Source organism: Nonomuraea sp. NPDC005692 (assembly GCF_040631115.1).
In the GTDB taxonomy this organism is placed as follows: Bacteria; Actinomycetota; Actinomycetes; order Streptosporangiales; family Streptosporangiaceae; genus Nonomuraea.
Genome location: NZ_JBEXYU010000038.1, coordinates 12353 through 33613 on the forward strand (window position 1 = coordinate 12353; position 21261 = coordinate 33613).

20 protein-coding genes are annotated in these 21261 nt (G+C 70.2%); 10 read left to right on the forward strand and 10 right to left on the reverse strand.

The annotated features are described in order from the left end of the window. Positions 1 to 34: 34 nt before the first annotated feature. On the reverse strand, positions 35 to 1093 hold the full coding sequence (locus ABZ459_RS45025) for an MBL fold metallo-hydrolase (RefSeq protein WP_357984940.1): 1059 nt from the start codon (positions 1091 to 1093) through the stop codon (positions 35 to 37). A gap of 46 nt (positions 1094 to 1139) precedes the next feature. Here ABZ459_RS45025 and ABZ459_RS45030 point away from each other — a divergent pair, with 46 nt between their 5' ends. Then, positions 1140 to 1985, forward strand: coding sequence for a glutathione S-transferase C-terminal domain-containing protein (locus ABZ459_RS45030; RefSeq protein ID WP_357984943.1), 846 nt, complete (start codon positions 1140 to 1142; stop codon positions 1983 to 1985). Here the strand turns inward: ABZ459_RS45030 and ABZ459_RS45035 are convergent. Next, the gene (locus tag ABZ459_RS45035; protein ID WP_357984945.1) at positions 1933 to 3222 is read right to left on the reverse strand and encodes an MFS transporter; all 1290 of its coding nucleotides are present in this window, start codon (positions 3220 to 3222) and stop codon (positions 1933 to 1935) included. The genes ABZ459_RS45030 and ABZ459_RS45035 overlap by 53 nt on opposite strands. Further along, complete coding sequence (locus ABZ459_RS45040; RefSeq protein ID WP_357984948.1) at positions 3219 to 3830, reverse strand: helix-turn-helix domain-containing protein; 612 nt, start codon at positions 3828 to 3830, stop codon at positions 3219 to 3221. The genes ABZ459_RS45035 and ABZ459_RS45040 overlap by 4 nt, the downstream gene beginning before the upstream one ends. A gap of 88 nt (positions 3831 to 3918) precedes the next feature. Between ABZ459_RS45040 and ABZ459_RS45045 the strand changes: the two genes are divergently transcribed. The 5 genes from ABZ459_RS45045 to ABZ459_RS45065 all read left to right on the forward strand — a co-directional run bounded on the left by ABZ459_RS45045 (position 3919) and on the right by ABZ459_RS45065 (position 10303). Continuing rightward, positions 3919 to 4563, forward strand: coding sequence for a phenylalanine--tRNA ligase beta subunit-related protein (locus tag ABZ459_RS45045; protein ID WP_357984951.1), 645 nt, complete (start codon positions 3919 to 3921; stop codon positions 4561 to 4563). Between the two features lie 204 nt (positions 4564 to 4767). After that, the gene (locus ABZ459_RS45050; protein WP_357984954.1) at positions 4768 to 8406 is read left to right on the forward strand and encodes a multifunctional oxoglutarate decarboxylase/oxoglutarate dehydrogenase thiamine pyrophosphate-binding subunit/dihydrolipoyllysine-residue succinyltransferase subunit; all 3639 of its coding nucleotides are present in this window, start codon (positions 4768 to 4770) and stop codon (positions 8404 to 8406) included. 90 nt (positions 8407 to 8496) lie between these two features. Beyond that, the gene (locus ABZ459_RS45055; protein ID WP_352323532.1) at positions 8497 to 8676 is read left to right on the forward strand and encodes a DUF6104 family protein; all 180 of its coding nucleotides are present in this window, start codon (positions 8497 to 8499) and stop codon (positions 8674 to 8676) included. Between the two features lie 98 nt (positions 8677 to 8774). Next, a complete protein-coding gene (locus ABZ459_RS45060; RefSeq protein ID WP_357984957.1) occupies positions 8775 to 9578 on the forward strand; it encodes a DUF4097 family beta strand repeat-containing protein in 804 nt (267 codons plus the stop codon). After that, complete coding sequence (locus ABZ459_RS45065; RefSeq protein WP_357984960.1) at positions 9575 to 10303, forward strand: helix-turn-helix transcriptional regulator; 729 nt, start codon at positions 9575 to 9577, stop codon at positions 10301 to 10303. Before ABZ459_RS45060 ends, ABZ459_RS45065 begins: the two co-directional genes overlap by 4 nt. A 40-nt stretch (positions 10304 to 10343) precedes the next feature. Here ABZ459_RS45065 and ABZ459_RS45070 read toward each other — a convergent pair whose 3' ends face one another. The 4 genes from ABZ459_RS45070 to ABZ459_RS45085 all read right to left on the reverse strand — a co-directional run bounded on the left by ABZ459_RS45070 (position 10344) and on the right by ABZ459_RS45085 (position 14773). Then, positions 10344 to 11201 (reverse strand): oxygenase MpaB family protein, encoded by an 858-nt coding sequence (locus ABZ459_RS45070; RefSeq protein WP_357984963.1) that lies wholly within the window; start codon positions 11199 to 11201, stop codon positions 10344 to 10346. Between the two features lie 76 nt (positions 11202 to 11277). Beyond that, a complete protein-coding gene (locus ABZ459_RS45075; protein ID WP_357984966.1) occupies positions 11278 to 12234 on the reverse strand; it encodes a zinc-binding dehydrogenase in 957 nt (318 codons plus the stop codon). 90 nt (positions 12235 to 12324) lie between these two features. Beyond that, positions 12325 to 13203 (reverse strand): hypothetical protein, encoded by an 879-nt coding sequence (locus tag ABZ459_RS45080; RefSeq protein ID WP_357984969.1) that lies wholly within the window; start codon positions 13201 to 13203, stop codon positions 12325 to 12327. 130 nt (positions 13204 to 13333) lie between these two features. Beyond that, on the reverse strand, positions 13334 to 14773 hold the full coding sequence (locus ABZ459_RS45085; RefSeq protein WP_357984972.1) for an acetyl-CoA synthetase: 1440 nt from the start codon (positions 14771 to 14773) through the stop codon (positions 13334 to 13336). Positions 14774 to 15057: 284 nt separating this feature from the next. Between ABZ459_RS45085 and ABZ459_RS45090 the strand changes: the two genes are divergently transcribed. Further along, a complete protein-coding gene (locus ABZ459_RS45090) occupies positions 15058 to 16188 on the forward strand; it encodes a serine protease (protein WP_357984975.1) in 1131 nt (376 codons plus the stop codon). Between the two features lie 94 nt (positions 16189 to 16282). Here ABZ459_RS45090 and ABZ459_RS45095 read toward each other — a convergent pair whose 3' ends face one another. Beyond that, positions 16283 to 16525 carry an SSI family serine proteinase inhibitor gene (locus tag ABZ459_RS45095; RefSeq protein WP_357984979.1) on the reverse strand — a complete coding sequence of 81 codons (243 nt, stop codon included), beginning with the start codon at positions 16523 to 16525 and terminating at the stop codon, positions 16283 to 16285. Positions 16526 to 16871: 346 nt separating this feature from the next. On the opposite strand from ABZ459_RS45095, the gene ABZ459_RS45100 reads away from it, so the two are divergent. The 3 genes from ABZ459_RS45100 to ABZ459_RS45110 all read left to right on the forward strand — a co-directional run bounded on the left by ABZ459_RS45100 (position 16872) and on the right by ABZ459_RS45110 (position 19802). Further along, a complete protein-coding gene (locus ABZ459_RS45100) occupies positions 16872 to 17969 on the forward strand; it encodes a hypothetical protein (protein WP_357984982.1) in 1098 nt (365 codons plus the stop codon). Between the two features lie 198 nt (positions 17970 to 18167). Continuing rightward, complete coding sequence (locus tag ABZ459_RS45105; RefSeq protein ID WP_357984985.1) at positions 18168 to 19328, forward strand: hypothetical protein; 1161 nt, start codon at positions 18168 to 18170, stop codon at positions 19326 to 19328. Positions 19329 to 19607: 279 nt separating this feature from the next. Beyond that, positions 19608 to 19802 carry a hypothetical protein gene (locus tag ABZ459_RS45110; protein ID WP_357984988.1) on the forward strand — a complete coding sequence of 65 codons (195 nt, stop codon included), beginning with the start codon at positions 19608 to 19610 and terminating at the stop codon, positions 19800 to 19802. A 42-nt stretch (positions 19803 to 19844) separates the two neighbouring features. On the opposite strand, the gene ABZ459_RS45115 is transcribed toward ABZ459_RS45110, so the two are convergent. Both ABZ459_RS45115 and ABZ459_RS45120 read right to left on the reverse strand, forming a co-directional pair. After that, positions 19845 to 20819, reverse strand: coding sequence for a 5'-nucleotidase C-terminal domain-containing protein (locus ABZ459_RS45115; protein ID WP_357984990.1), 975 nt, complete (start codon positions 20817 to 20819; stop codon positions 19845 to 19847). Positions 20820 to 20968: 149 nt separating this feature from the next. Then, on the reverse strand, positions 20969 to 21229 hold the full coding sequence (locus ABZ459_RS45120) for a GntR family transcriptional regulator (RefSeq protein WP_357984993.1): 261 nt from the start codon (positions 21227 to 21229) through the stop codon (positions 20969 to 20971). Positions 21230 to 21261: the final 32 nt, after the last annotated feature.

Sequence of the window (21261 nt, forward strand, 5' to 3'; positions counted from 1 at the left end):
CAACATTCTGGTAGGAGTACGATAACCGACCGGCTCAGGCGCGTCTCCAGAGCTCGGGCTCGCCCTCCTGCCTGCGTACCCTGCCCCGTCCGGCCAGCCATACCAGGTGGGCCAGCGTCTCGTTGTTGGCCGCCCGGCGCATGAACGGCGGGATCGTCTCCCAGGGCCGCGACCAGCTCAGCCGGGTGGCGACGTCCCAGCAGGTCACGCCGTCGTCCTCGCCGACGACCCGTTCGATCTCGGCCAGCCGCTCGTCGTGGTGCGCCAGCACGTGGTCGACGCGCCCGGCCAGCTCCAGGAAGCGGTACTCGTGGCCGGGCAGCACCTCGTCCACCTCCAGGTCGCGCACGGCGGCCAGCGAGCCGAGGTAGTCGGCCAGCGGATCGGGGCCCGACTGGGGGTGCACGGCCACGATCGGCGTGATCTTCGCCAGCACGTGGTCGCCGGAGAGCAGCAGCCTGCGCTCCGGCGAGACGAAGCACAGGTGGCCGGGCGTGTGGCCGGGGGTCCAGACGGCCCGCAGGTCCCAGCCGGGCAGGTCGAGCTTCTCGCCGTCCTCGATCAGCCGGTCGGGACGGGCCATCGTGACCATGTGCCTGATCATCATCGAGGCCCCGGCCAGCTCGTCCAGGCTCAGGTCGGGCACGCCGGAGCGCCGGAGCAGGGCCCGCTCCCGCTGGACGAGCGAGTCGATGGCGTCGTCGTCGTACCGTTCGCGCACCAGGTTCGCGTCGGCCGGGTGCAGCCCGATCCAGGCGCCCGACGCCTCGCGGACGCGTCCGGCCAGGCCGTAGTGGTCGGGGTGCAGGTGGGTGACCAGGACGGCCCTGACGTCGGCGATCCCGTAGCCGGCCACGGCCAGCCCGGCGGCGAGGGCGTCGTAGGCCTCGTCGGTGTTCCACCCGGCGTCCACGATGGCCACGCCGTCGGGCAGTTCGAGGGCGTAGACCAGGACGTACCGCAGCGGGTTGACCGGGATGGGCACCGGGATCGACCACAACCCCGGCCGGACCCGCTCGACCTCCGGAACCGCCCCGCTCATCCACGCCTCACGCTGCGCCACGCTGGAAGGAGTCACCACGAACTTAGCCATGGCCCCGAATATAGTTCTGGTCCCGAATCATGTTCTACTAGGGGTCATGAAGCTGAGCCGCGAGATCTCAGACGATGGCCGCTTCGTCCGGCAGCCGAACCGCTTCACCGAACGGCTCGGGCCGCCCGAGCCCGGCCGCTACCGGCTCTACGCCTCCTACGCCTGCCCGTGGGCACAGCGCGTGCTGATCGTCCGCGCCCTGCTCCGCCTGGAGGACCTGCTGGACGTCACGATCGTCGACCCCATCCGCGACGAGAAGGGCTGGCGGATCCCCGACGGCGGCCCGCCGTACCTGTCGGAGCTCTACCACGCGACCGAACCGGGCTACACGGGCCGCTACACCGTGCCGTGCATCTGGGACATCCAGGACGAACGCCTCGTCACCAACGACTTCCCGCAGATCACCCTCGATCTGGAGACGTCGTGGGGCAGCGCGCCCGACCTGTACCCCGAACGCCTGCGCCCGGACATCGACATCATGAACGACCGCCTCTACCACGGCCTCAACAACGCGGTCTACGAGGCCGGCTTCGCCCGCGGGCAGCAGGCGTACGAAGAGGCGGTCACCCGCGTGTTCACCACGCTCGACCTGCTGGAGGTGCGCCTGGCGGAGTCGGAGTTCCTCTTCGACACGCTCACCGACAGCGACGTGCGGCTGTTCACCACGTTGGTCAGGTTCGACACGGTCTACCACGGCCACTTCAAGTGCTCGATCAGGCGGCTGACGGACTATCCGGCGTTGTGGGCGTACACCCGCAGGCTCTACGCGATCCCCGCCTTCCGCGACACCACGGACTTCGACCACATCAGGCGCCACTACTACATGACCCAGACGAACATCAACCCGAGCAGGATCGTTCCGGTAGGGCCGGAACTCGACTGGAGCGTGTGACCCCCGGCCTCGGCATCGCGACGAACAGCAGCGCCGAGGCCAGCACCACCCCGGAGGCCACCCACCAGGCGGCGGACGCGCCCGTCTGCGCGGCCAGGACGCCGAGCGTGGAGTTGGCCAGCACCCCGCCCGCCTGGAGCGAGAGCGAGGACGTCGAGGTGACCGTGGTGCGCTCGGCGGCGGAGACCGCGTTGTGCTGCATCTCCAGGCAGAGCAGCCCGGTCACCGACAGCCCGGCGAACATGACGAGGTAGGCCAGCCCGGCCGCCACCAGGCCGGGCACGCCGTCCAGCCCGGCGGTGGCGGCCAGCGAGCCGACCGACAGCGCGCAGAGCACCGCGCCCACCATGGCCCCTCTGGCCGAGCTGCCGGCCAGGCGAGCCACGCGGGGGGCGAGCACGCTGCCGGTGGCGCTGGCGGCATAGCCCAGGGCCGCCACGACGGCGTAGGCCGCGCTGCCGCGCTCGGCCGTGCCGGCCAGCTCGGCCAGGCGGCCGGGGGTCAGCAGCTCGATCGTCATCAGCAGCATGCCGGACGCGGCCGCGGCGGCCATCAGGCGGCGCAGCACCGCGCCCCCGGCCGCCAGCCGGATCCCGGCGACCACCGTGGCGGGCACCTCACGCAGCACGCCCCCCAGCGAGCGCCGCGCGTGCGCCGGCTCGGGCAGCGCGAACATCACCACCACCAGCAGCACGACGGCCGCGCCCGCCCCCAGCAGCGGCGGCACGGCGAGCGGCGTCATCACCTCCGGCGGCACCAGCATCGGGACCGCGCCGCCCAGCAGCACGCCGACGGCCAGCGCCACCGACTCCATCGCGCCGCCGCGCGCGAGGCCGGGCTTGAGGTCGGCCCCCTCGCCCTCGATGCCGTGCAGCGTGTCGACGTACCAGGAGGTCGCCGGGCCGCTGGACAGGGCCCTGGCGATCCCCTTGAGCACGCCGCTGACCAGGAACATCCAGAACGCGGTGGAGACGCTCATCAGCGCCAGGCCCGCCACGGTGAACACCGCCGAGCAGGCCAGCACCGCGCGCCGCCCGACGACGTCGGCCAGGCCGCCGGTGGGCAGCTCCAGGCTCGCGGTGACGACCGAGAAGACGGTCACCGACAGGCCGACCTCGACCAGGCCGAGGCCCCTCTCGGTCATCAGCAGCACCATGCAGGCGACCATGAGCCCCGGCGGCAGCCAGGTCAGGAAGCTGACGAGCATGTAGCGCCGCAGGGCGGAACGAGCGGTCATCGGTCCTGCTCCTCTTCGTCGTCACCGGCCTGTTCGTCGTCACCGGCCCGGGGGAAGCCCTCGCGGGGGAAGCCGCCCCGCCAGATGTGCACCTGCCGGACGTCGGGGTCGCCGGCGTAGCGGGCGGCCAGCTCGCGGAGCAGCTCCTCGACCCGCTCGTCGAACTCCAGCAGCCCGGCCGGCGGCAGCTCCACGAAGTCGTCGCTCATCCCCGCCGCCCGCACCCACTCGGGGGACCATCGGCGCTCGTCATAGCCCTGGGCGACGCGGGCGAGCGCCTCGACCTGGCGCATCCGCATGATCCGGACCGCCTCGCGGCCCTCCTCGGTGCCGGACAGCTCGCCGCTGTCCCAGGAGGTGTAGCGGTGGCGGGCCCGCCAGCGGCGCTCGCGGCCGTCGCGCCGATCGGGGTCCTCCTCGATGAAGCCGTACTTGAACAGCTCACGCAGGTGGTAGCTGGTCGAGCCGGAGCTCTCGCCGACCTTGCGGCCCAGCTCGCTGGCGGTGGCCGGGCCGTCGCTGCGCAGCAGCCCGAGCAGCCGCACCCGCAAGGGGTGGGCGACCACTTTGAGCACCTGCGGGTCACTGATCGTGTACTGCTCCTCCATGAGGACGAGCATAGACCGCAAAGCCTTTTTTGCAAAGGCTATTTTGCGATCTCTGCGACCCTCCGGCCCGGCCTCCTAAACTGGGCGGATGCTTGACGACATCCGCGTGGACGACGCCGTCCTCGCCCTGCGCCCCGACTTCGCCGTGCTGGTGATGCTGGCCCACGGCCTGCGGAACGGCCCCACCGACGACCGCACCCGCGCCTGGCTGGCCGAGGCGTCGGCGTCCGAGGTGCAGGCCGACAAGATCGACGCCTGGAAGGACGCCTACCGCGCCTTCGGCGCCAAGCCGCAGCGCACCAGGCCCTCGGTCGACGCCCTGACCCGGCGCATGCCGCTGCCGGAGATCAACCGGGTGGTCGACGCGTACAACACGATCAGCGTCAAGCACGCGCTGCCCATCGGCGGCGAGGACCTCGACCATTACCAGGGCCCGGCCCGGCTGGTGCGGGCGACCGGCGACGAGCACTCGGAGGAGGCGCTCGGGCAGCCCGAGCCCGGCGAGGTGATCTGGCGCGACGACGCCGGCGTGACCTGCCGCCGGTGGAACTGGCGTCAGGTGGCGCGCACCCGGCTCACCGAGGAGACGACCAACGCGATCTTCCTCCTCGAACGCCTGGAGCCGATGTCGATGGAGGAGCTCCAGCAGGCCGGCAAGGAGCTGGCGGACCTGCTGGAGGAGCTGTCACCCGGGGTGCGGATCACCAGCAGAATCGTGCCCGGAGGGAAATAAACCTGCCGGCCATACGTTGATACCAAACAGTAACAATGGCGGCTCTCCCTGGATTGACTAGGCGGGCGTGACCTCTTCGGCGTGTCCTGAGAGGATCGTTCGAGGCGGCGCGTGCTCTTCGGCGCGCGCTGCCGGTCCGGGCGAGTAGCCTTGGACAGGTTCTCTAACATCAACGCCGATCTGCGGAAGAGGGCGATTTCCGCCGTGTCGTCTGAGTCGTCGCGGACAAACCCGCTGGCAAGCTTTGGTCAGAACGAGTGGCTTGTCGACGAGCTGTACCAGAAGTACCTTCAAGATCCAGAGTCTGTCGACAAGGCCTGGTGGAACTTCTTCGCTGACTACAACCCTGATTACGGACCGGGCCGGACCCCGGTCAGGGAGGCGGCGAACGGCACTGCGACCGCGCCCGCACCTCCCAAGGCGCCCCCGAAGGCGCCTCCGGCAGCCGAGAAGCCGAAGCAGCCGGCCACCCCGGTGCCCAAGGGCGCCGAGGAGGTGAAGCTGCGCGGCGCCGCCGCGCGCACGGCCGCCAACATGGACCTGTCCCTGACGGTCCCGACGGCGACCAGCGTCCGGGCCATCCCGGCCAAGCTGCTCATCGACAACCGCATCGTGATCAACAATCACCTCAAGCGGGGGCGTGGCGGCAAGATCTCCTTCACTCACCTGATCGGCTTCGCGATCGTCAAGGCGCTGAAGGCGATGCCGGAGATGAACTACTCCTACACGGAGGTCGACGGCAAGCCCACGCTGGTCAAGCCCGAGCACGTCGGGTTCGGCCTGGCGATCGACGTCCAGAAGAGCAACGGTGAGCGCCAGCTCCTCGTGCCCTCGATCAAGGGCGCCGAGGAGATGGACTTCCGCCAGTTCTGGGTGGCCTACGAAGAGGTCGTCCGCAAGGCCCGCGCGGGCAAGCTGGGCGTCGACGACTTCTCCGGCACCACGATCTCGCTGACCAACCCCGGCACGATCGGCACCGTCCACTCCGTTCCGCGTCTGATGCCCGGCCAGGGCACGATCATCGGCGTCGGCGCGATGGAATACCCGGCCGAGTACCAGGGCGCCTCGCCCGACACGCTGTCGCGCCTGGCCGTCTCCAAGGTCATGACGCTGACCAGCACCTACGACCACCGGATCATCCAGGGCGCCCAGTCGGGCGACTTCCTGCGCCAGATCCACCGGCTGCTGCTCGGCGAGGACGGCTTCTACGACGAGATCTTCGAGGCCCTGCGCATCCCGTACGAGCCGGTGCGCTGGGTCCAGGACATCTCGGCCTCGCACGACGACGACGTGGCCAAGTCGGCCCGGGTCATCGAGCTGATCCACGCCTACCGCGTGCGCGGCCACCTGATGGCCGAGACCGACCCGCTGGAGTACAAGCAGCGCAAGCACCCCGACCTCGACATCCAGTCCCACGGGCTGACCCTGTGGGACCTCGAGCGCGAGTTCGCCACGGGCGGTTTCGGCGGCCGTCCGCTGATGAAGCTCCGCGAGATCCTGGGCGTGCTGCGCGACTCCTACTGCCGCACGGTCGGCATCGAGTACATGCACATCCAGAACCCCGAGGAGCGGGCCTGGATCCAGGCGCGGGTGGAGAAGCCGCACGCCTCGCCCGAGCGCGACGAGCAGCTCAACATCCTGTCCCGGCTCAACACCGCCGAGGCGTTCGAGACGTTCCTGCAGACGAAGTTCGTCGGCCAGAAGCGTTTCTCGCTGGAGGGCGGCGAGTCCCTGATCCCGCTGCTCGACTCGGTGATCAGCGACGCCGCCGACGAGGGCCTCGACGAGGTCGTCATCGGCATGGCCCACCGCGGCCGGCTCAACGTGCTGGCCAACATCGTGGGCAAGTCCTACGCGCAGATCTTCGGCGAGTTCGAGGGCAACATCGACCCGCGCACCGCCCACGGCTCCGGCGACGTCAAGTACCACCTGGGCGCGAGCGGCGAGTTCACCGCCCCGAGCGGCAAGATGATCACGGCGTCCGTGGTGGCCAACCCCTCCCACCTGGAGGCGGTCGACCCGGTGCTGGAGGGCGTCGTCCGCGCCAAGCAGGACCTCCTGGAGCGCGGTGAGGAGGGCTTCACCGTCCTTCCCGTCCTCGTCCACGGCGACGCGGCCTTCGCCGGCCAGGGCGTGGTGGCCGAGACGCTCAACCTGTCGCAGCTGCGCGGCTACCGCACCGGCGGCACCGTGCACGTGGTGGTCAACAACCAGGTGGGCTTCACCACCTCGCCGGCCTCCTCCCGCTCGTCGGTCTACGCGACCGACGTCGCGCGGATGATCCAGGCGCCGATCTTCCACGTCAACGGCGACGACCCCGAGGCCGTGGTACGCGTGGGCCAGCTGGCCTACGAGTACCGCCAGGCGTTCCGCAAGGACGTCGTCATCGACCTCATCTGCTACCGCCGCCGCGGCCACAACGAGGGCGACAACCCCGCCTTCACCCAGCCGCTGATGTACGACCTGATCGACGCCAAGCGCTCGACCCGCAAGCTCTACACCGAGGCGCTGATCGGCCGGGGCGACATCACGGTCGAGGAGGCCGAGTCGGCGCTGCGCGACTACCAGGCCAAGCTGGAGCAGGCGTTCACCGAGACGCGCGAGGCGGCCAAGAAGCCCAAGGAGGCGGCCGCCATGCGGGTGCCCCCGGCCGAGGTCGTCAAGTGGTCCCACGCCGACACGCCGACGGCGATCAGCGACGAGACGCTCAAGCGCATCGTCGACACCCAGCTCAACCTGCCCGAGGGCTTCACGCCGCACCCGCGCCTGGCGCCGGTGCTGCAGCGCCGCGGTCAGATGGTCGAGACCGACTCGATCGACTGGGCGATGGGCGAGACGCTGGCGTTCGGCTCCCTGCTGATCGACGGCCACCCGGTGCGCCTGGTCGGCCAGGACTCCCGGCGCGGCACGTTCACCCAGCGCCACGCGGTGCTGGTCGACCGGATGACCGGCGCCGACCACACGCCGCTGAAGCAGTTCAACGAGGGCACCACGAAGTTCTACGTCTACGACTCGCTGCTCAGCGAGTTCGCGGCGCTCGGCTTCGAGTACGGCTACAGCGTCGTGCGTCCCGATGCCCTGGTGGCCTGGGAGGCGCAGTTCGGCGACTTCGTCAACGGCGCCCAGACGATCATCGACGAGTTCATCTCGTCCGGTGAGCAGAAGTGGGGCCAGCGGTCGTCGGTCGTGCTGCTGCTGCCGCACGGCTTCGAGGGCCAGGGCCCCGACCACTCCTCGGCCAGGATCGAACGGTTCCTGCAGGTCTGCGCGCTCGACAACATGACGGTCGCGCAGCCGTCCACGCCGGCCAACTACTTCCACCTGCTGCGCTGGCAGGTGGAGTCCAACCGGCACAAGCCGATGGTGGTCTTCACGCCCAAGTCGCTGCTGCGGCACAAGGCGGCCACGTCGAAGGCGTCCGACTTCACCACCGGCACCTTCCAGCCGGTCATCGGCGACACCACGGTCGATCCGGCCAAGGTCACCCGGATCGTCCTGGTCTCGGGCAAGCTCTACTACGACCTGGCCGCACAGCGCGACAAGACGGGCCGCGACGACGTCGCGATCGTCCGTCTCGAGCGGCTCTACCCGTTCCCCACCGAGGAGCTCACCGCCGAGCTGGCCCGCTACGGGCAGCAGGCCGAGCTGGTGTGGGCCCAGGACGAGCCGGTGAACATGGGCCCGTGGCCCTACCTGACGCTGAAGCTGGCCGAAGACCCGCAGACGCTCGGCGGCCGGTCGCTGCGCCGCGTCTCGCGGACCCCGAACAGCTCGCCCGCGACGGGTTCGCACAACTCGCACGACACCGAGCTGGAGGAGATCCTCCACCAGCTCTTCGGCTGAGCAGGCCGCCAGTGAGCCCCCGGCCGTCCGGCCGGGGGCTTCTGTGTTGACCGGCAGGGTGAGGCCCCTGCCTGCACGAAGGAGAAACCCATGTACTTCACCGATCGAGGGATCGAGGAGCTGGTCGATCGGCGGGGCGAGGAAGAGGTCAGCGTGCTCTGGCTGGGCGAGCGGCTGCGCGAGTTCGTCGATCTCAACCCCGAGTTCGAGACCCCGATCGAGCGGCTGGCCACCTGGCTGGCCCGCCTCGACGACGAGGACGACGACTGACGGGATCCGCCCCCGAGACGCGATACATCTTGAGTTTTCGAGTAACGCGACATATCGTGTTCTCGTAAGAGACGTACTCGTCAAGGAGGCATACGTTCATGGAGAAGTGGACGCTCGACGCTCCCGAGCAGCTCACGTTCGGGCCGGTGGAGTCACTTGACGTGCGGATCGTCGCCGGCAGGCTGGCCGTCCTGGCCAGCGAGGGCCCGCCCACGCTGGAGCTGACGGAGATCGAGTCGGCCGCGCCGCTGCTGGTCAGCTACGACGCGCTGACCAAAGAGCTGGTCGTCACCTACGAGGGCCTGACCCTGGACGGGCTGCTCGGCTGGCTGCGGCGCGACAAGCGCAGGACCAACCTCACGCTCACCGTGCCCAGGGGGTGCCGGGTGAACACGGAGGTGGTCTCGGCGTCCACGGTGCTGGCCGGGTTCGAGCGTTCCACCCGGGTCAAGAGCGTGTCCTCGGAGGTCGTCCTCGACGGCGTGAGCGGCGAGGTGAGCGCCACCACGGTCTCCGGCTCGATCGAGAGCCGGGCCATGGAGGGCGACCTGGCGTTGAAGACCGTCTCGGGCGAGCTGACGCTGGCCGACGGCAGCCCGCGCCGGCTCAAGGCCAGCACGGTGTCCGGCCGCATCACCGCCGACCTGACGCTCCGGCCGACGAGTCATGTGACGCTCAACAGCGTCTCGGGTGCCATCCTGGTGCGGGTGCCGGAGAACGTCGAGTCCGACGTCAGCATGAGGTCCACCTCCGGCCGGCTGAGCTCGACGTTCGACGGACTGTCGGCGAACAACAGCCCCGGCTCCAAGACGCTGTCCGGACGCCTGGGGGGCGGCATGGCCTCACTGTCGGCGTACACCGTCTCGGGCGAGGTCGCGCTGCTCAAGGGAGAGAAGGAATGAGCCCTGTCTTCGGTCACGGCCGGCTCCGGCTGTACCTGCTCAAGCTGCTGGAGGAGAGCCCGCGGCACGGGTACGAGGTCATCCGGCTGCTCCAGGACCGCTTCCTCGGCGTCTACTCGCCCTCGCCCGGCACGATCTACCCGCGGCTGGCCCGCCTGGAGGAGGAGGGCCTGGTCACGCACGAGGTGGTCGAGGGCAAGAAGGTGTTCTCCATCACCGACAAGGGCCGCGAGGAGCTCAACGCCCGGCTCGACGAGCTCGACGACCTGGAGCAGGAGATCTCCGCCTCCGTGCGCGACATCGCCCGCGAGGTCAAGGAGGACGTCCGCGACACGGTGAAGTCGCTGCGCGACGAGCTGACCCGGATGGCCAAGGACGTCCGCACCGGCACCCGCGACGACGCCAAGGCGCGGGCCGAGGAGCTCAAACGGCTCAAGGAGCAGCAGAAGCGGCAGTGGATGGCGCACGCCAACCAGTGGCAGGTGGAGAGCGACCGGCTGGCCGGCGAGTGGCGCCGGATCTGGTCGGACATCTGGACCACGCTCGGCGGCGACACCGTGCGCCGGGCCGAGCTCGACAGCGAGCTGGGCGAGCTGCTGGCCGACTTCGTGGCCCAGGCCCGCACGGAGGCCGCCGGCGCCGCCCTGACCACGCAGAAGCTGGACGAGCTGCACACCGTGCTCGACGAGGCGTCCGCCCGCATCCGCGACATCCTCCAGCGCTGAGCCGCCGGTGAGCCGCCGCTGAACCGTCGGTACGCCGTCGTCAGGCTGAGCGCAATGAGCGTTGCGGGCGTCCGTGGCCGCGGGCCGCTCTGCGGGCGTGGTAGGCGACCGGCATGTAGCGCAACCGCTCGGGCAGGCGCGCGGTCAGCATCGCCACGGCGTGCCCGAGGTGCCGCAGCCGCCGCTCGTCCCGGGCCGTCCAGCGCAGGCCGAGCTTCCTGCGCGCGGCCGGCGGCAGGGTGCCGACGGTGACGAAGTGGTTGAACTCCCCCGACCCCAGTCCCACCGGCGTCCACAGGCGGCGCAGCGGCCTCGGCAGGCCGGGCGGGGCGGGCGTGCCGCGCATGACGGCGAGCACCTCCAGCGCCGTCGGGTGCGGCTCCAGCCGCTCGGCGACCATCGTGTCGAAGTAGCGCCAGAACGCCTCCAGGTCCGCCGGCATCTCGCGCTCCGGCACCTGCAGGATCGCGCCGAGCTGCCGCGACTCGGCGTACATGCGGCGTTGCTGCTCCTCGGTGTAGGGGGTGCCGAAGTAGCGGTTGAGCGTGACGAAACGCTCGAACAGCGACAGGTGCACCCAGGCCCACGCCTCGCCGTTCAGGGCGTGGTAGGCGCGGCCGTGCTCGTCCACGCCGCTGATGGAGCGGTGCAGCTCGCGCAGCCGCCGCCCCTCGGCCAGGCCGCCCTCACCGCCGTAGACCCACTTCTGGACGGAGGCGAGCGTGCGGTTGAGCCGCCCCCACGGGTCGTCCTTGTACGTCGAGTGCTCCGCCACCGCCGCGCCGACCGCCGGGTGCATGGTCTGGAGGACCAGCGCGCTGCCGGCCACGAGCAGGTTGCGGTATTCGCCCGCGGTGTCCCAGTGCATCGAACCCGGGCCGAAGGGCTCAACGTTCATGGTGAACGCCTCCAGGGTGATACGACGTCATTCTTCCTGTATCACCCAGAAGGCGGACAAGTAACCCTTCACTTATTCAGCTGGTAAAGACGATTTTTCCGAAGATCTCCCCCTGGGCCATGGCCGCGAAGCCGTCCCTGGCCTCGGTCATCGGCAGCGTCCGGTCGATCATCGGCCGCACGCCCGTCTGCTCCAGGAACACCGCGAGCCGCTGGAGTTGGTCGCGGGTGCCCATGGTGGTGCCGACCACGGAGAGCTGCAGGAAGAAGACGCGGTTGAGGTCGGCGGGCGGGACCGCGCCGCTGGTGGCCCCGGAGACCACGATGCGGCCGCCCGGCCTGAGCGACTTGAGCGAATGGTCCCAGGTGGCCTGGCCGACGGTCTCCATGACCGCGTCCACCCGCTCGGGCAGCCGCGCGCCCGTCTCGAAGACCTGGTCGGCGCCGAGTTCGCGGGCCCGCTCGCGCTTGTCCTCCGACCGGCTGGTCGCCCAGACCCGGAAACCGCCGGCGCGGCCGAGCGCGATCAGCGCGGTGGCGACGCCGCCGCCGGCGCCCTGCACCAGCACGGTCGAGCCCGGTTCGAGCCCGGCCTTGTCGAACAGCATGCGGTACGCGGTCAGCCAGGCCGTGGGCAGGCAGGCGGCCTCCTCGAAGCTGAGCGCGGCCGGCTTGGGCACGAGGTTGCGCCGCGGCACGGCCACCCGCTCGGCGAACGTCCCGTCGTGCACCTCCGACAGCAGCGAGCGCCTGGGGTCGAGCGTCTCGTCCGCGCCCGTGCCGATGACGGCGTGCACGATGACGTCGTTGCCGTCCTCGTCCACGCCGGAGGCGTCGCAGCCGAGCACGATCGGCAGGCGGTCCTGCCTGATGCCCACGCCCTTGAGCGTCCACAGGTCGTGGTGGTTGAGGGCGGCGGCGCGTACCGAGACGGTCGTCCAGCCGTCGGGCGCCTTCGGGTCGGGGTGCTCACCGAGCGTCAGCCCGGCGAGCGGATTGTCGGGATCGGTCTGTGTGGCGGTTACGGCGAACATGGCCGCACCCTACTAACCGACCCGCCACCACCCCCGACACCGCCCCGCCCGACCGAGCCGCCACCTCGTCTCGCGGCGTCCGGCCGGGCCTCAGTCCTTGACCGTCACCCGGATCCCGGCGAGGGCGCGGCGTCTGAACTCCTCGGAGCCGGCGACGGCGACCTCCACGTCCCCCCGGCACGTCCACTCGCCCGGACGCCCGCGACCCTCGATCACCTTCGGCAGCCGGGCCTTCCTGACGCAGTCGGGCGTGGGCGCCAGCACCACCATCTCCCGCACTCCCCCGCCGAACCACAGCTGCGGCCCGGCCGGACCCTCCTGGGTCATGGCACCCGGACGGGCCAGCCGCACCGATCCTTCGCCCGACAACACCAGGTAGCCGTCCCGGGTCACCTTCCCGTGCAGCTCCCGCGCCAGGGCCGTGCGCTGGTCGAAGGTCAGTCCGTCGCCCCTGTCCTGCATCGCCACCCGCCAGCGTCCGAACGCGAACAGCAGCACCTGCCCACTGCCCCCGCCGGGCTGGGGCGGCCACAGGGTGACGCCGGGGCCGTAGCTCCTGATCGGCCGGCCGCCGCCGGTCACCTCGGCGACCCCGTTGTACGGCACGCCGAACTGCCGGAACCGCCCGTCGATCCACGCCCCCTGGAACGGCCGCACCCCCAGCTCGTTGAGGTCGAGGTCGGCCGGGTAGCGCACCTCGGCCTTCAGCCCGTCGGGGAAGACGACGTCGATGATCTCGTCGCGGCCCTTGGTCCTGGCCGGGATCCGCAGGGCGTTGGGGCCGTTCTCGATCCTGGTGAGGGAGCGGATGGGCGTGGTGGCGGACGGCGAGGGCGGCTCCTGCCGCGGGTCGCGGCTGAGCAGCAGGCTGACGGCCGGGATCACCAGCAGAGCCAGCACCACCGCGAGCCCGATCCACCGGCGGCGGCCGCGCCCCCCTGCCTCGATGACGTCGAACTGGTCGGACACGACGTGCCTCGCCGGGTTAGTGCGGGTTGCGCCCTTCACTCCCAGTTCAGTTGAGCGACATCCACCCGCGCAAGCCCTCGAACCCGGCGAAGTCCCCGTGCGAGGTCACAACTTCACAACCTCGCCGGGATCACCAGGTGGCCACGTTCGGCCCGTCGCCCGCCACCAGGCCGACCCGCTGCCCCACGAGCTCCCGGGACATGGCGTCGGCCAGCAGCTCCGGCTCCAGCACGTGCGCGTGCGCCCGCCCGCCGGCCGGCAGGTCGACGACGAGGATGCCCTTGTCCGGCTCGCCGTCCGGGCCGTGCGCGACCGTGTAGCCGGCCACGGTGGCGGGCCCGGCGTACGAGCCCACGACGGGCACCCCGGCCGCCGTGAACACCGGGACGGCGTCCCCCGGCGGCCCGCCCGGCTCGCTGGACCACACCGCGTACGTGTGCTTCGTCAGGTGCATCCCCACGCCGGTCACCAGCCCGTGGCTCGACTGCGTGCGCAGCAGCCCGGCCATCGTGGCCGTCGAGTGCAGCACGTAGTCGCTGGCCGGGCCGCCGGCGTACGGCAGGCCGCCGGTGACCGTCAGGCCGCGCCGGTCGTACGGGTCGAGCCCGATCGCGTCGCACGCCTGCCGCAGCGCGACGGCGAAGCAGCTGTACAGGTCGAGGGCGTCCATGTCGGCCAGGCCGAGCCCGGCGCGGCGGAAGGCGGCCTCGGCGGCGGCCCCGATCGCCTGCGACGAGCCGAGCGCGGGCCGCGCCGCCACCTCCCACGTGTCCTCGGCGTACGCCCAGCCGCGCAGGTAGACCCGCCGCTCGTCCGGCACCCCCAGCCGGTCGGCCAGCTCCGCGCCGGCCAGGACGACGGCCGCCGCCTGGTCGACCTCCATGACCGCCACGGTGTTCCTGGTGTACGGCCAGCCGACGAACCGGTTGCCCTTCACCAGCTCCTCGGGCGTGCGCACGGCCCGCCGCCACGCGTGCGGGTTGGCCGCGGCCACCTCCGTCATCGGCGCCATCATCCGGCCCCGGTCGAGCATCTCCTCCTCGACCGTCATCCCGGCCGCCGCCCGCCGCGCGGTCTCCATGATCGCGTAAGTGTGCACGGGCAGGAACAGATCGTGTGCCAGCTCGGCCGGGTGCGGGGGCCGTTCCCAGCCGTAGGGCGGCTTGGGATCGGCGGCGTGGCTCCACGGCACGTGCTCGCCCGCCCGACGGTAGGCCCGCCGGGTGGCCAGCGCCTCGGCCCCGGTGATCAGCGCGCAGTCCAGGTCGCCCGCCGCGATGCGGGCCGCGGCCGCGCCGATGAGGAGCTGCGGAGCCGTACCGCTGACCTTGGAGTAGGCGGTGTGGCGCGGCGTGGCGCCCAGACGCTCGGCCAGCCGCCCGGTCGGCGAGTCGTACTGCCAGGAGTCGGTGTGGACGATCTGGATCGAGTCGAGCCGCCCGGCGGGCAGCCGGGCGTCATCGGCCGCCTCGCGGGCGACCGATTCCCACAGATCGAGCGGTTCCGGGCCGGGCTGCTCGCGAACGGTGCGTTGTGCGATGCCGATGAGACAGGGGGTGCGTGGATCCATACGGACATCTAACCAGAACAACATTCGGTTGATAAGTAGTGGCGTTTGATAATCAGCGTTACCAGTGTTGCGGCAGACTCATCATCATGGTTCTGACCTGCGAAGATGCTTTTCTGGAATACATGCGATTTCGCTATCTCCATAACGAAACGGAACCAGGTCCGACCTTTTCGCGTCGCTTTCTGGCTGACGGGTTGCGCCATTCATTAGCGTGCTCAACGTTTTCCTGGCCCACCGGGGCGCAGCACCCCGCTCTGGGCCGCCGAGAACCTGAGAGGAGTTCCATGCATTCCCGAGCAAGGCGCATCACGATCACCCTCGCCGTGCTGGTGTCCGCCGCTCTGGCCGCCGGCACGACCACCGGCGCCGCGGCGGAGGCGGCCTCGGCCCCCGACGTCGTGTCCAGGAACGCGGCGACCCCCGCCGAGCAGGCCGTGCAGTTCTGGACGCCCGACCGCATCAAGCTCGCCACCGACCACGACGGCGCGCTCGACGTGTCGTCCAGGGGCGTCAGGGGCGTCACGGGCGGAAACCAGACCCCCGACGGCCCGCCCGGATCGGTCCCGCCGATCGGCGGGGAGAAGGCCAAGGCCGGCAAGAGCAGGCAGGTCAACCTCCCCAACACGGTCGGCCGGGTGTTCTTCACGCTGCCCCGGACCGACCCGCGCAACCCGAAGAACTGGCGGTACTGCTCGGCCAGCTCCGTACAGGGCAAGTACCGCAATCTGGTGGCGACCTCCGCCCACTGTGTCTACGACACCCAGAAGAACACCTTCTACGACAACTGGATCTTCATCCCGTCGTACTGGGACGGCGACAACGCGTGGGAGGGCAAGGCGCCGTACGGCATCTACGCCGCCAGGACGTTCAACGCGCACGACGACTTCGTGGTGAAGGAGGACTACGACTTCGACTACGCGTTCGTCAACGTCTACAACGGCATCAAGGTGAGCTGGGAGAAGACCGGCAACCGGTGGCGCTGGACGGTCAAGAACGTCGGCCGCCTCGGTGACAACGTCGGCGGCCAGGGCTTCACCTGGAACCGCAGCACGAAGCTGAACGTGTTCTCCTTCGGCTACCCGGCCGGCGGGCACCCCGACGGCGACAGGCCGTACACCGGCCGCACCATGAAGTGGTGCTACGGCAGGACGGCTCCGATGCCCGAGGCCAAGAAGTACGACCTGCAGGAGCAGATCGGCTTCAGGTGCTCCTTCACCGCCGGCGCCGGCGGCGGCCCGTTCATCTACGACTACCGGAACTCCACACGCACCGGCTATCTGGTGGGCGTGAACAGCGTCGCGTGGGACACCGACGGCAACGACCGCTACGACCACATCTCGTCGCCGTACTTCAACACCGACACCTACGACGTCTACAAGGCCGCCGCCAACCGCTGGACCGGCAACATGCCGTGATCCGGCCCGGCAGTCGAGGCCCCGGATCCTCCTCGGCGGGATCCGGGGCCTTTCCCGGCCTCGATCTCCCGGGCGTACGCCTCAGACCCGCGCCTCAGACGCGGAAGACCGGGCCCGTGGCGACGGCGAGGGCGCAGGCGTTGGGGAAGGTCTGCGAGTAGCGGTAGCGGTCGCCGTCCCAGACGCCCTCCGCCCGTACGTCCACCGGTTGGTAGTCGGCCGTGCAGGAGACCCCCGTCCGGCCGCTCAGACGGGCCGGGTTCCCGCCCACCTGTTCGAGAGCGGCACAGGCCGCGACCTGCCCCGGCGCGACCCGGCCAGGGGTGCACTCCAGCACGCCCTGCCGATCTCCGACGCTGATCCGGAAAAGCCTTTGGTCCTTGTGCGACGTCCGGACATCGGGCGGTCCGGTCGTGGCGTTCGCCACTGGAGCGGCGGCGAATGCGGCGCAGGAAAGCGCGGCGACGCAGAGAATTCGGTGCATAGGCGCAGCCTCTATCAGCCCTCTGACCTGGGGCAACGACCGACACGCGTGATCATTTACGCGTATCGGGAGGGATCGGCTGATGGTGTCCTTATCGCACACGGTGCACTCTTGATCAGGTAACGAATCTCTATCCGGGCTGCAATACAGGCAGTTGATCTGGAAAAATCCACCCTTACGACCCTAAGAAAGGCATTTCATGATCTCCCGGGCCAGGCAACTGGCGGCGGCCGCCCTGGGCGGCGCGCTGCTGTTGCTGCCTGCCTTCACGGGGATCGCGAACGCCGCGCCCACGAGCAGAGTCTTCGGCGTCACGCTGGCCAAGACCGCCGCCGACATGAAGAAGGTCGCCGACTACTGGCGTCCCGACCAGCTCAAGCAGGCCGACAGCTACAGCCCCGCCACGCCGGGCGCGCAGGCCGCCCCGACGTCCTCGGCGGGCGCCGCCTCCGGGCCCGCCTCGCCCGTGACGACGGTGCGGCGGACGTCCGCGACGCAGGGCCTGGCGCCCGTGCCGCCCAGGCGGGGCGGCGCCGGCAAGACCATGGGCAAGGTCTTCTTCAAGTTCGGCGCCAAGCAGTACTGGTGCTCGGCCAGTGCGGTCGCCGCCCGGAACCGCAGCGTCGTGGCCACGGCCGGCCACTGCGCGTACGACTCCCGCCAGGCCAAGGCCGCCGAATACTGGATCTTCGTCCCCAACCCCGGACCCAACGGCGAGACGCCCGACGGGATCTACGTGGGCGCCGCGCTCAGCATGCACGAGGACTGGTCCGGCAAGGGCGACTACGACTTCGACTACGCGTTCGTGACCGTCCACCGTGGGTTCGTCTGGGAGCAGGCCAAGGACGGCACGTACACGATGAAGGACGTCGGCCGGCTCCAGGACAACGTGGGCGGCCAGGGCCTGGAGATCAACAGGAAGCCGGCGGCCGCCACCATGACCGCCTTCGGCTTCCCGGCCGGCGTGCAGCCCGACGGCACGCGTCCGTTCGACGGCAAGACGTTGCGGACGTGCCAGGGCAGCGTCACGTACTGGACCGTGGCTCCCGCGCTCGACCTGCAGAAGGGCGTCCGGCTCCAGCCGTGCGCCTTCAGCCCCGGCGCCAGCGGCGGTCCCTGGCTGGTCGACTACGACGCGGCCCGCGGGCTCGGCAACCTGAACGGCGTCAACAGCCTGACCTGGAACAGGGACGCCAAGGGCACCTACGACGCGGTGTCGTCGCCGTACTTCGACACGACCACCGCGGAGGTCTACCGACGCGCCGCCGCGCTCACCACACCGGGAAATGTGACGTAAGTCACATGCAACCAGGCGATCACGCGACGTGATCAGCTGATCCATTGATCTCGGTACGGTAACGGGGCCGCTTGGGAGCGCTGACACGATCTACCGAAAATTTCCAATCGCCCTGTCAGCGTTATAGGTTCCGGGTCGTCCGTTTGCTGAATTTCGGGGTGCAAGAGGCGCCTCCTGTCAGCGCAACCTGGAGTTACCTTGAAGCGAATCCTCCTCCCCGTCGGCGGCGCGGTCGTGGCGACCGGCCTTCTGGCCGCCGGGCTCTCCGCCACCGCCCAGGCCGACGGCGATGTCTCCCACGACCCAATGGCCGGCAACAACTCCCAGGCCGCCTCGATCGCCTCCTTCTGGATCGCCTCCAACGGCGCCGCCCTCCGCCAGGCCACGCAGTACACCTGGGACTCCAAGGAAGTGCGGAAGGTCGTCTCCAAGGGCGGCTACGACCCGGACGGCCGTCCCGGCATGACCGCGCCGACCGGCGCCCAGAAGGCCGGCGCGTCCCAGAACGTGAACCTGCCCAAGAGCATCGGCAAGGTCTTCTTCGTCGACGGCTCCGGCAAGTTCCGCTGGTGCTCGGCCACCTCCATCCAGTCGGGCAACCGCAACCTGGTCGCCACCGCCGGCCACTGCGCGTACGACACGGACAGCAACCGCGACACGCTGTCCAACTGGGTGTTCGTCCCGGGCTACTACCAGGGCAAGGCCCCCTGGGGCATCTACGTGGGCAAGCAGGCCTTCACCCACTACGACTTCGACAACTACGAGGACTACGACCGCGACTACGCGTTCGTCACCGTCTACAACGGCATCCAGTTCGACGGTGTGAAGCAGGTGGACCGCAAGGACTACGAGCGCTTCAGCGGCCCGAAGCGCGCCTGGGGCGGCCACTACTACATCCTGCTGTCCAAGGACGCCGGCCGGCTCGGCGACGCCGTGGGCGGCCAGGGCTTCGCCTGGAACCAGCCGACGGGCAAGTTCGTCCGCACCTTCGGCTACCCGGCGGCCCCGCACCCCGACGGCAGCAAGCCGTACAGCGGTGTCACGCCGAAGCACTGCTACGGCAAGACGACGGCCAAGGCCGTGGGCGCGTCCTGGCTCAAGATCGAGGAGCACGTCGGCCTGAAGTGCGCCGTGACCCCCGGCTACGACGGCGGACCGTGGCTGCTGAACTACAGCAACGCCAAGCGCCTCGGCTACGTGAACGGTGTCACCAGCACCTTCGCGGACCAGGACGGCAACGACCGCATCGACTACATCACCTCGCCGTACTTCGACGGCGAGACGGCGGCCGTGTACAAGGCGGCCACCAACTCCCCGTCCGGGAAGATCGTGGGGCCTAACGGAGAGCTCTACAAGTAAGCCCTCACCAGGGGAGAGAGGGCCCCGGCGTTGCTCCTTGCCGCCGGGGCCCTCACCTGTCCCCGCCCCCGTCGATCGACTTCGCCGGGAAAGGCGCTCCGCGCCCACAAGAGCTCAGGCTCCTTCTGATCAGGCGCCTGCCGGCGCACCCCCTCGCCTCCGGCACCATGGGCCTCCCACCGACGACGTCCAGCCGGCCACGACGGCCCTTGTACGGCCTCCCGAATCTGCAGCGTTTCGGGGCGTGATTCGCCAGCCCTTGTGGCGCAAGATGTCGGTATGACCGAGGACCAGAACGAGCCCGCGACCGCTCCCGCCCCGACGGCCCCGGAGGTCACGATCACCCTCGACCCCCACGTCAAGGCGTACGTCGACCGAGCGGTGGAGAACGGTGAGTTCGCATCCGTGTCCGCGGCCTTCAACGAGGCGATGCTGGAACGGATGCGCCGCCGCCCCCGCGTCCGCAGCTGGTGACCACGGGGGGCGCCCGTCACGGACGCACGGCCGACCCGCTGACTAGCGGACGGTGACGCGGTCGCCCGCCGGCGCCGCCACCGGCGAATGAGCGGCCAGGTAGCTCGCCAGCGCCCCGGTGTCGTCCGGCCCGCCGGTGTACGTGGTCGTCCCCTCCCAGCGCGGCCACCCGTCGAAGCCCGCGATGAGGCTCCAGGCGCCCGCGACCTTGATCTGCTGCGTGGCGCTCACCGGCACCCCGTCGAGCGTCATCGACATGACCTTCCCGCCGCCGAGGGTGTAGCGCAGCCCGGCGGACGGGGTCAGCACCCAGCCGGCCGGATTGGGAGTGGCCAGCAGAGCCTTGAGCTGGCCGCCGGTCATGGTCTGGACGTCGATGGCCAGCCCCGCGGGATGCACGTTCCACAGTTGCTCGAACCCGATCGGGCCGGTCGGCAGGTCCGCCTTGACGTCGTACCGGTTGACCAGCGCGACCTGCGCGCCGGAGCGCGCCCGCACCGACTCCAGCTGCGCGTCGGCCGCCAGCTCGGCCATCGGGCCGCCGGCGGCCGTACGGGTGACCGGCTCGGCGGCCTCGCCGAACGTCTCCCCGGACGGCGGGGTGTTGCACTTGAAGTAGTAGAGGACGTTGGACCGCAGGCCGTCGGGCTGGTTGATCTCGATCTGGACCGAGTAGTCACGTGAGTCCGGCGCCGACTCCCACGTGACGGTCTCCAGCAACGCCCGGTGGACGATCAGACGCTTGGCGGGCACGACGAGCGTCCTCCACTCCCCGGCGCCGACGAGGCGGTACTGGATCGTCTGCTCGCCCGCCGGCAGCCCCTGGAAGTACCCGTGGACGTCGAAGCTGACCGGGCACTTCGACGCCGTGGTGCGTTCGAAGGCGATGGTCAGCCTGCCGACGTTCGCGGTGGCGTCCGAGGCGGCCTGCGCGCCCGTCGCGAGCACGCCCAGCATGAGGGCCACGACGGCGACCAGCCCCCCGAGGCGGCGTCCTGCCGAAGTCCATGAACCCACAGACATCTCCGTTCCTGAGATCTCCAGGATCACGCCCCCGGCCGTCCAGCCGAACACAGTTTCTCTTTATGGAAGGGATTTCAGGCCCAGGTGGCGATGATCACCAACTGATTCGAACGCTATATCGACATCCTCTTCCGCGCCAGCCCTCACGCGGAACCACGCGACACGAACGTCCCCCGCCCATGGACGACGACCAGCAGGCCGCGCTCCGCCAGATCCCTGACCGCACGCCGCACCGTCACCCGGGAGACGCCGTACTGGCTCGCCAGCTCCAGCTCGGCGGGCATCTTGGCGCCGGGAGCCAGCAGACCGGTGGCGATGTCGTTCTCGACGTCCTCGGCCAGTTGCCGCCACACCAGGTTCGGCCCGACATGGTCGATGCGGTCGCTTTTGTCCACCAAGGCCATAGAAAAACACTAAGGGACGCAGAACCTACGAG

Bases quoted from the DNA above. Each gene is read 5' to 3' on its own strand.
- ABZ459_RS45025 (WP_357984940.1), bottom strand. From the start codon at position 1,093: ATGGCTAAGTTCGTGGTGACTCCTTCCAGCGTGGCGCAGCGTGAGGCG.
- ABZ459_RS45030 (WP_357984943.1), top strand. From the start codon at position 1,140: ATGAAGCTGAGCCGCGAGATCTCAGACGATGGCCGCTTCGTCCGGCAG.
- ABZ459_RS45035 (WP_357984945.1), bottom strand. From the start codon at position 3,222: ATGACCGCTCGTTCCGCCCTGCGGCGCTACATGCTCGTCAGCTTCCTG.
- ABZ459_RS45040 (WP_357984948.1), bottom strand. From the start codon at position 3,830: ATGGAGGAGCAGTACACGATCAGTGACCCGCAGGTGCTCAAAGTGGTC.
- ABZ459_RS45045 (WP_357984951.1), top strand. From the start codon at position 3,919: ATGCTTGACGACATCCGCGTGGACGACGCCGTCCTCGCCCTGCGCCCC.
- ABZ459_RS45055 (WP_352323532.1), top strand. From the start codon at position 8,497: ATGTACTTCACCGATCGAGGGATCGAGGAGCTGGTCGATCGGCGGGGC.
- ABZ459_RS45060 (WP_357984957.1), top strand. From the start codon at position 8,775: ATGGAGAAGTGGACGCTCGACGCTCCCGAGCAGCTCACGTTCGGGCCG.
- ABZ459_RS45065 (WP_357984960.1), top strand. From the start codon at position 9,575: ATGAGCCCTGTCTTCGGTCACGGCCGGCTCCGGCTGTACCTGCTCAAG.
- ABZ459_RS45070 (WP_357984963.1), bottom strand. From the start codon at position 11,201: ATGAACGTTGAGCCCTTCGGCCCGGGTTCGATGCACTGGGACACCGCG.
- ABZ459_RS45075 (WP_357984966.1), bottom strand. From the start codon at position 12,234: ATGTTCGCCGTAACCGCCACACAGACCGATCCCGACAATCCGCTCGCC.
- ABZ459_RS45085 (WP_357984972.1), bottom strand. From the start codon at position 14,773: ATGGATCCACGCACCCCCTGTCTCATCGGCATCGCACAACGCACCGTT.
- ABZ459_RS45090 (WP_357984975.1), top strand. From the start codon at position 15,058: ATGCATTCCCGAGCAAGGCGCATCACGATCACCCTCGCCGTGCTGGTG.
- ABZ459_RS45100 (WP_357984982.1), top strand. From the start codon at position 16,872: ATGATCTCCCGGGCCAGGCAACTGGCGGCGGCCGCCCTGGGCGGCGCG.
- ABZ459_RS45110 (WP_357984988.1), top strand. From the start codon at position 19,608: ATGACCGAGGACCAGAACGAGCCCGCGACCGCTCCCGCCCCGACGGCC.
- ABZ459_RS45120 (WP_357984993.1), bottom strand. From the start codon at position 21,229: ATGGCCTTGGTGGACAAAAGCGACCGCATCGACCATGTCGGGCCGAAC.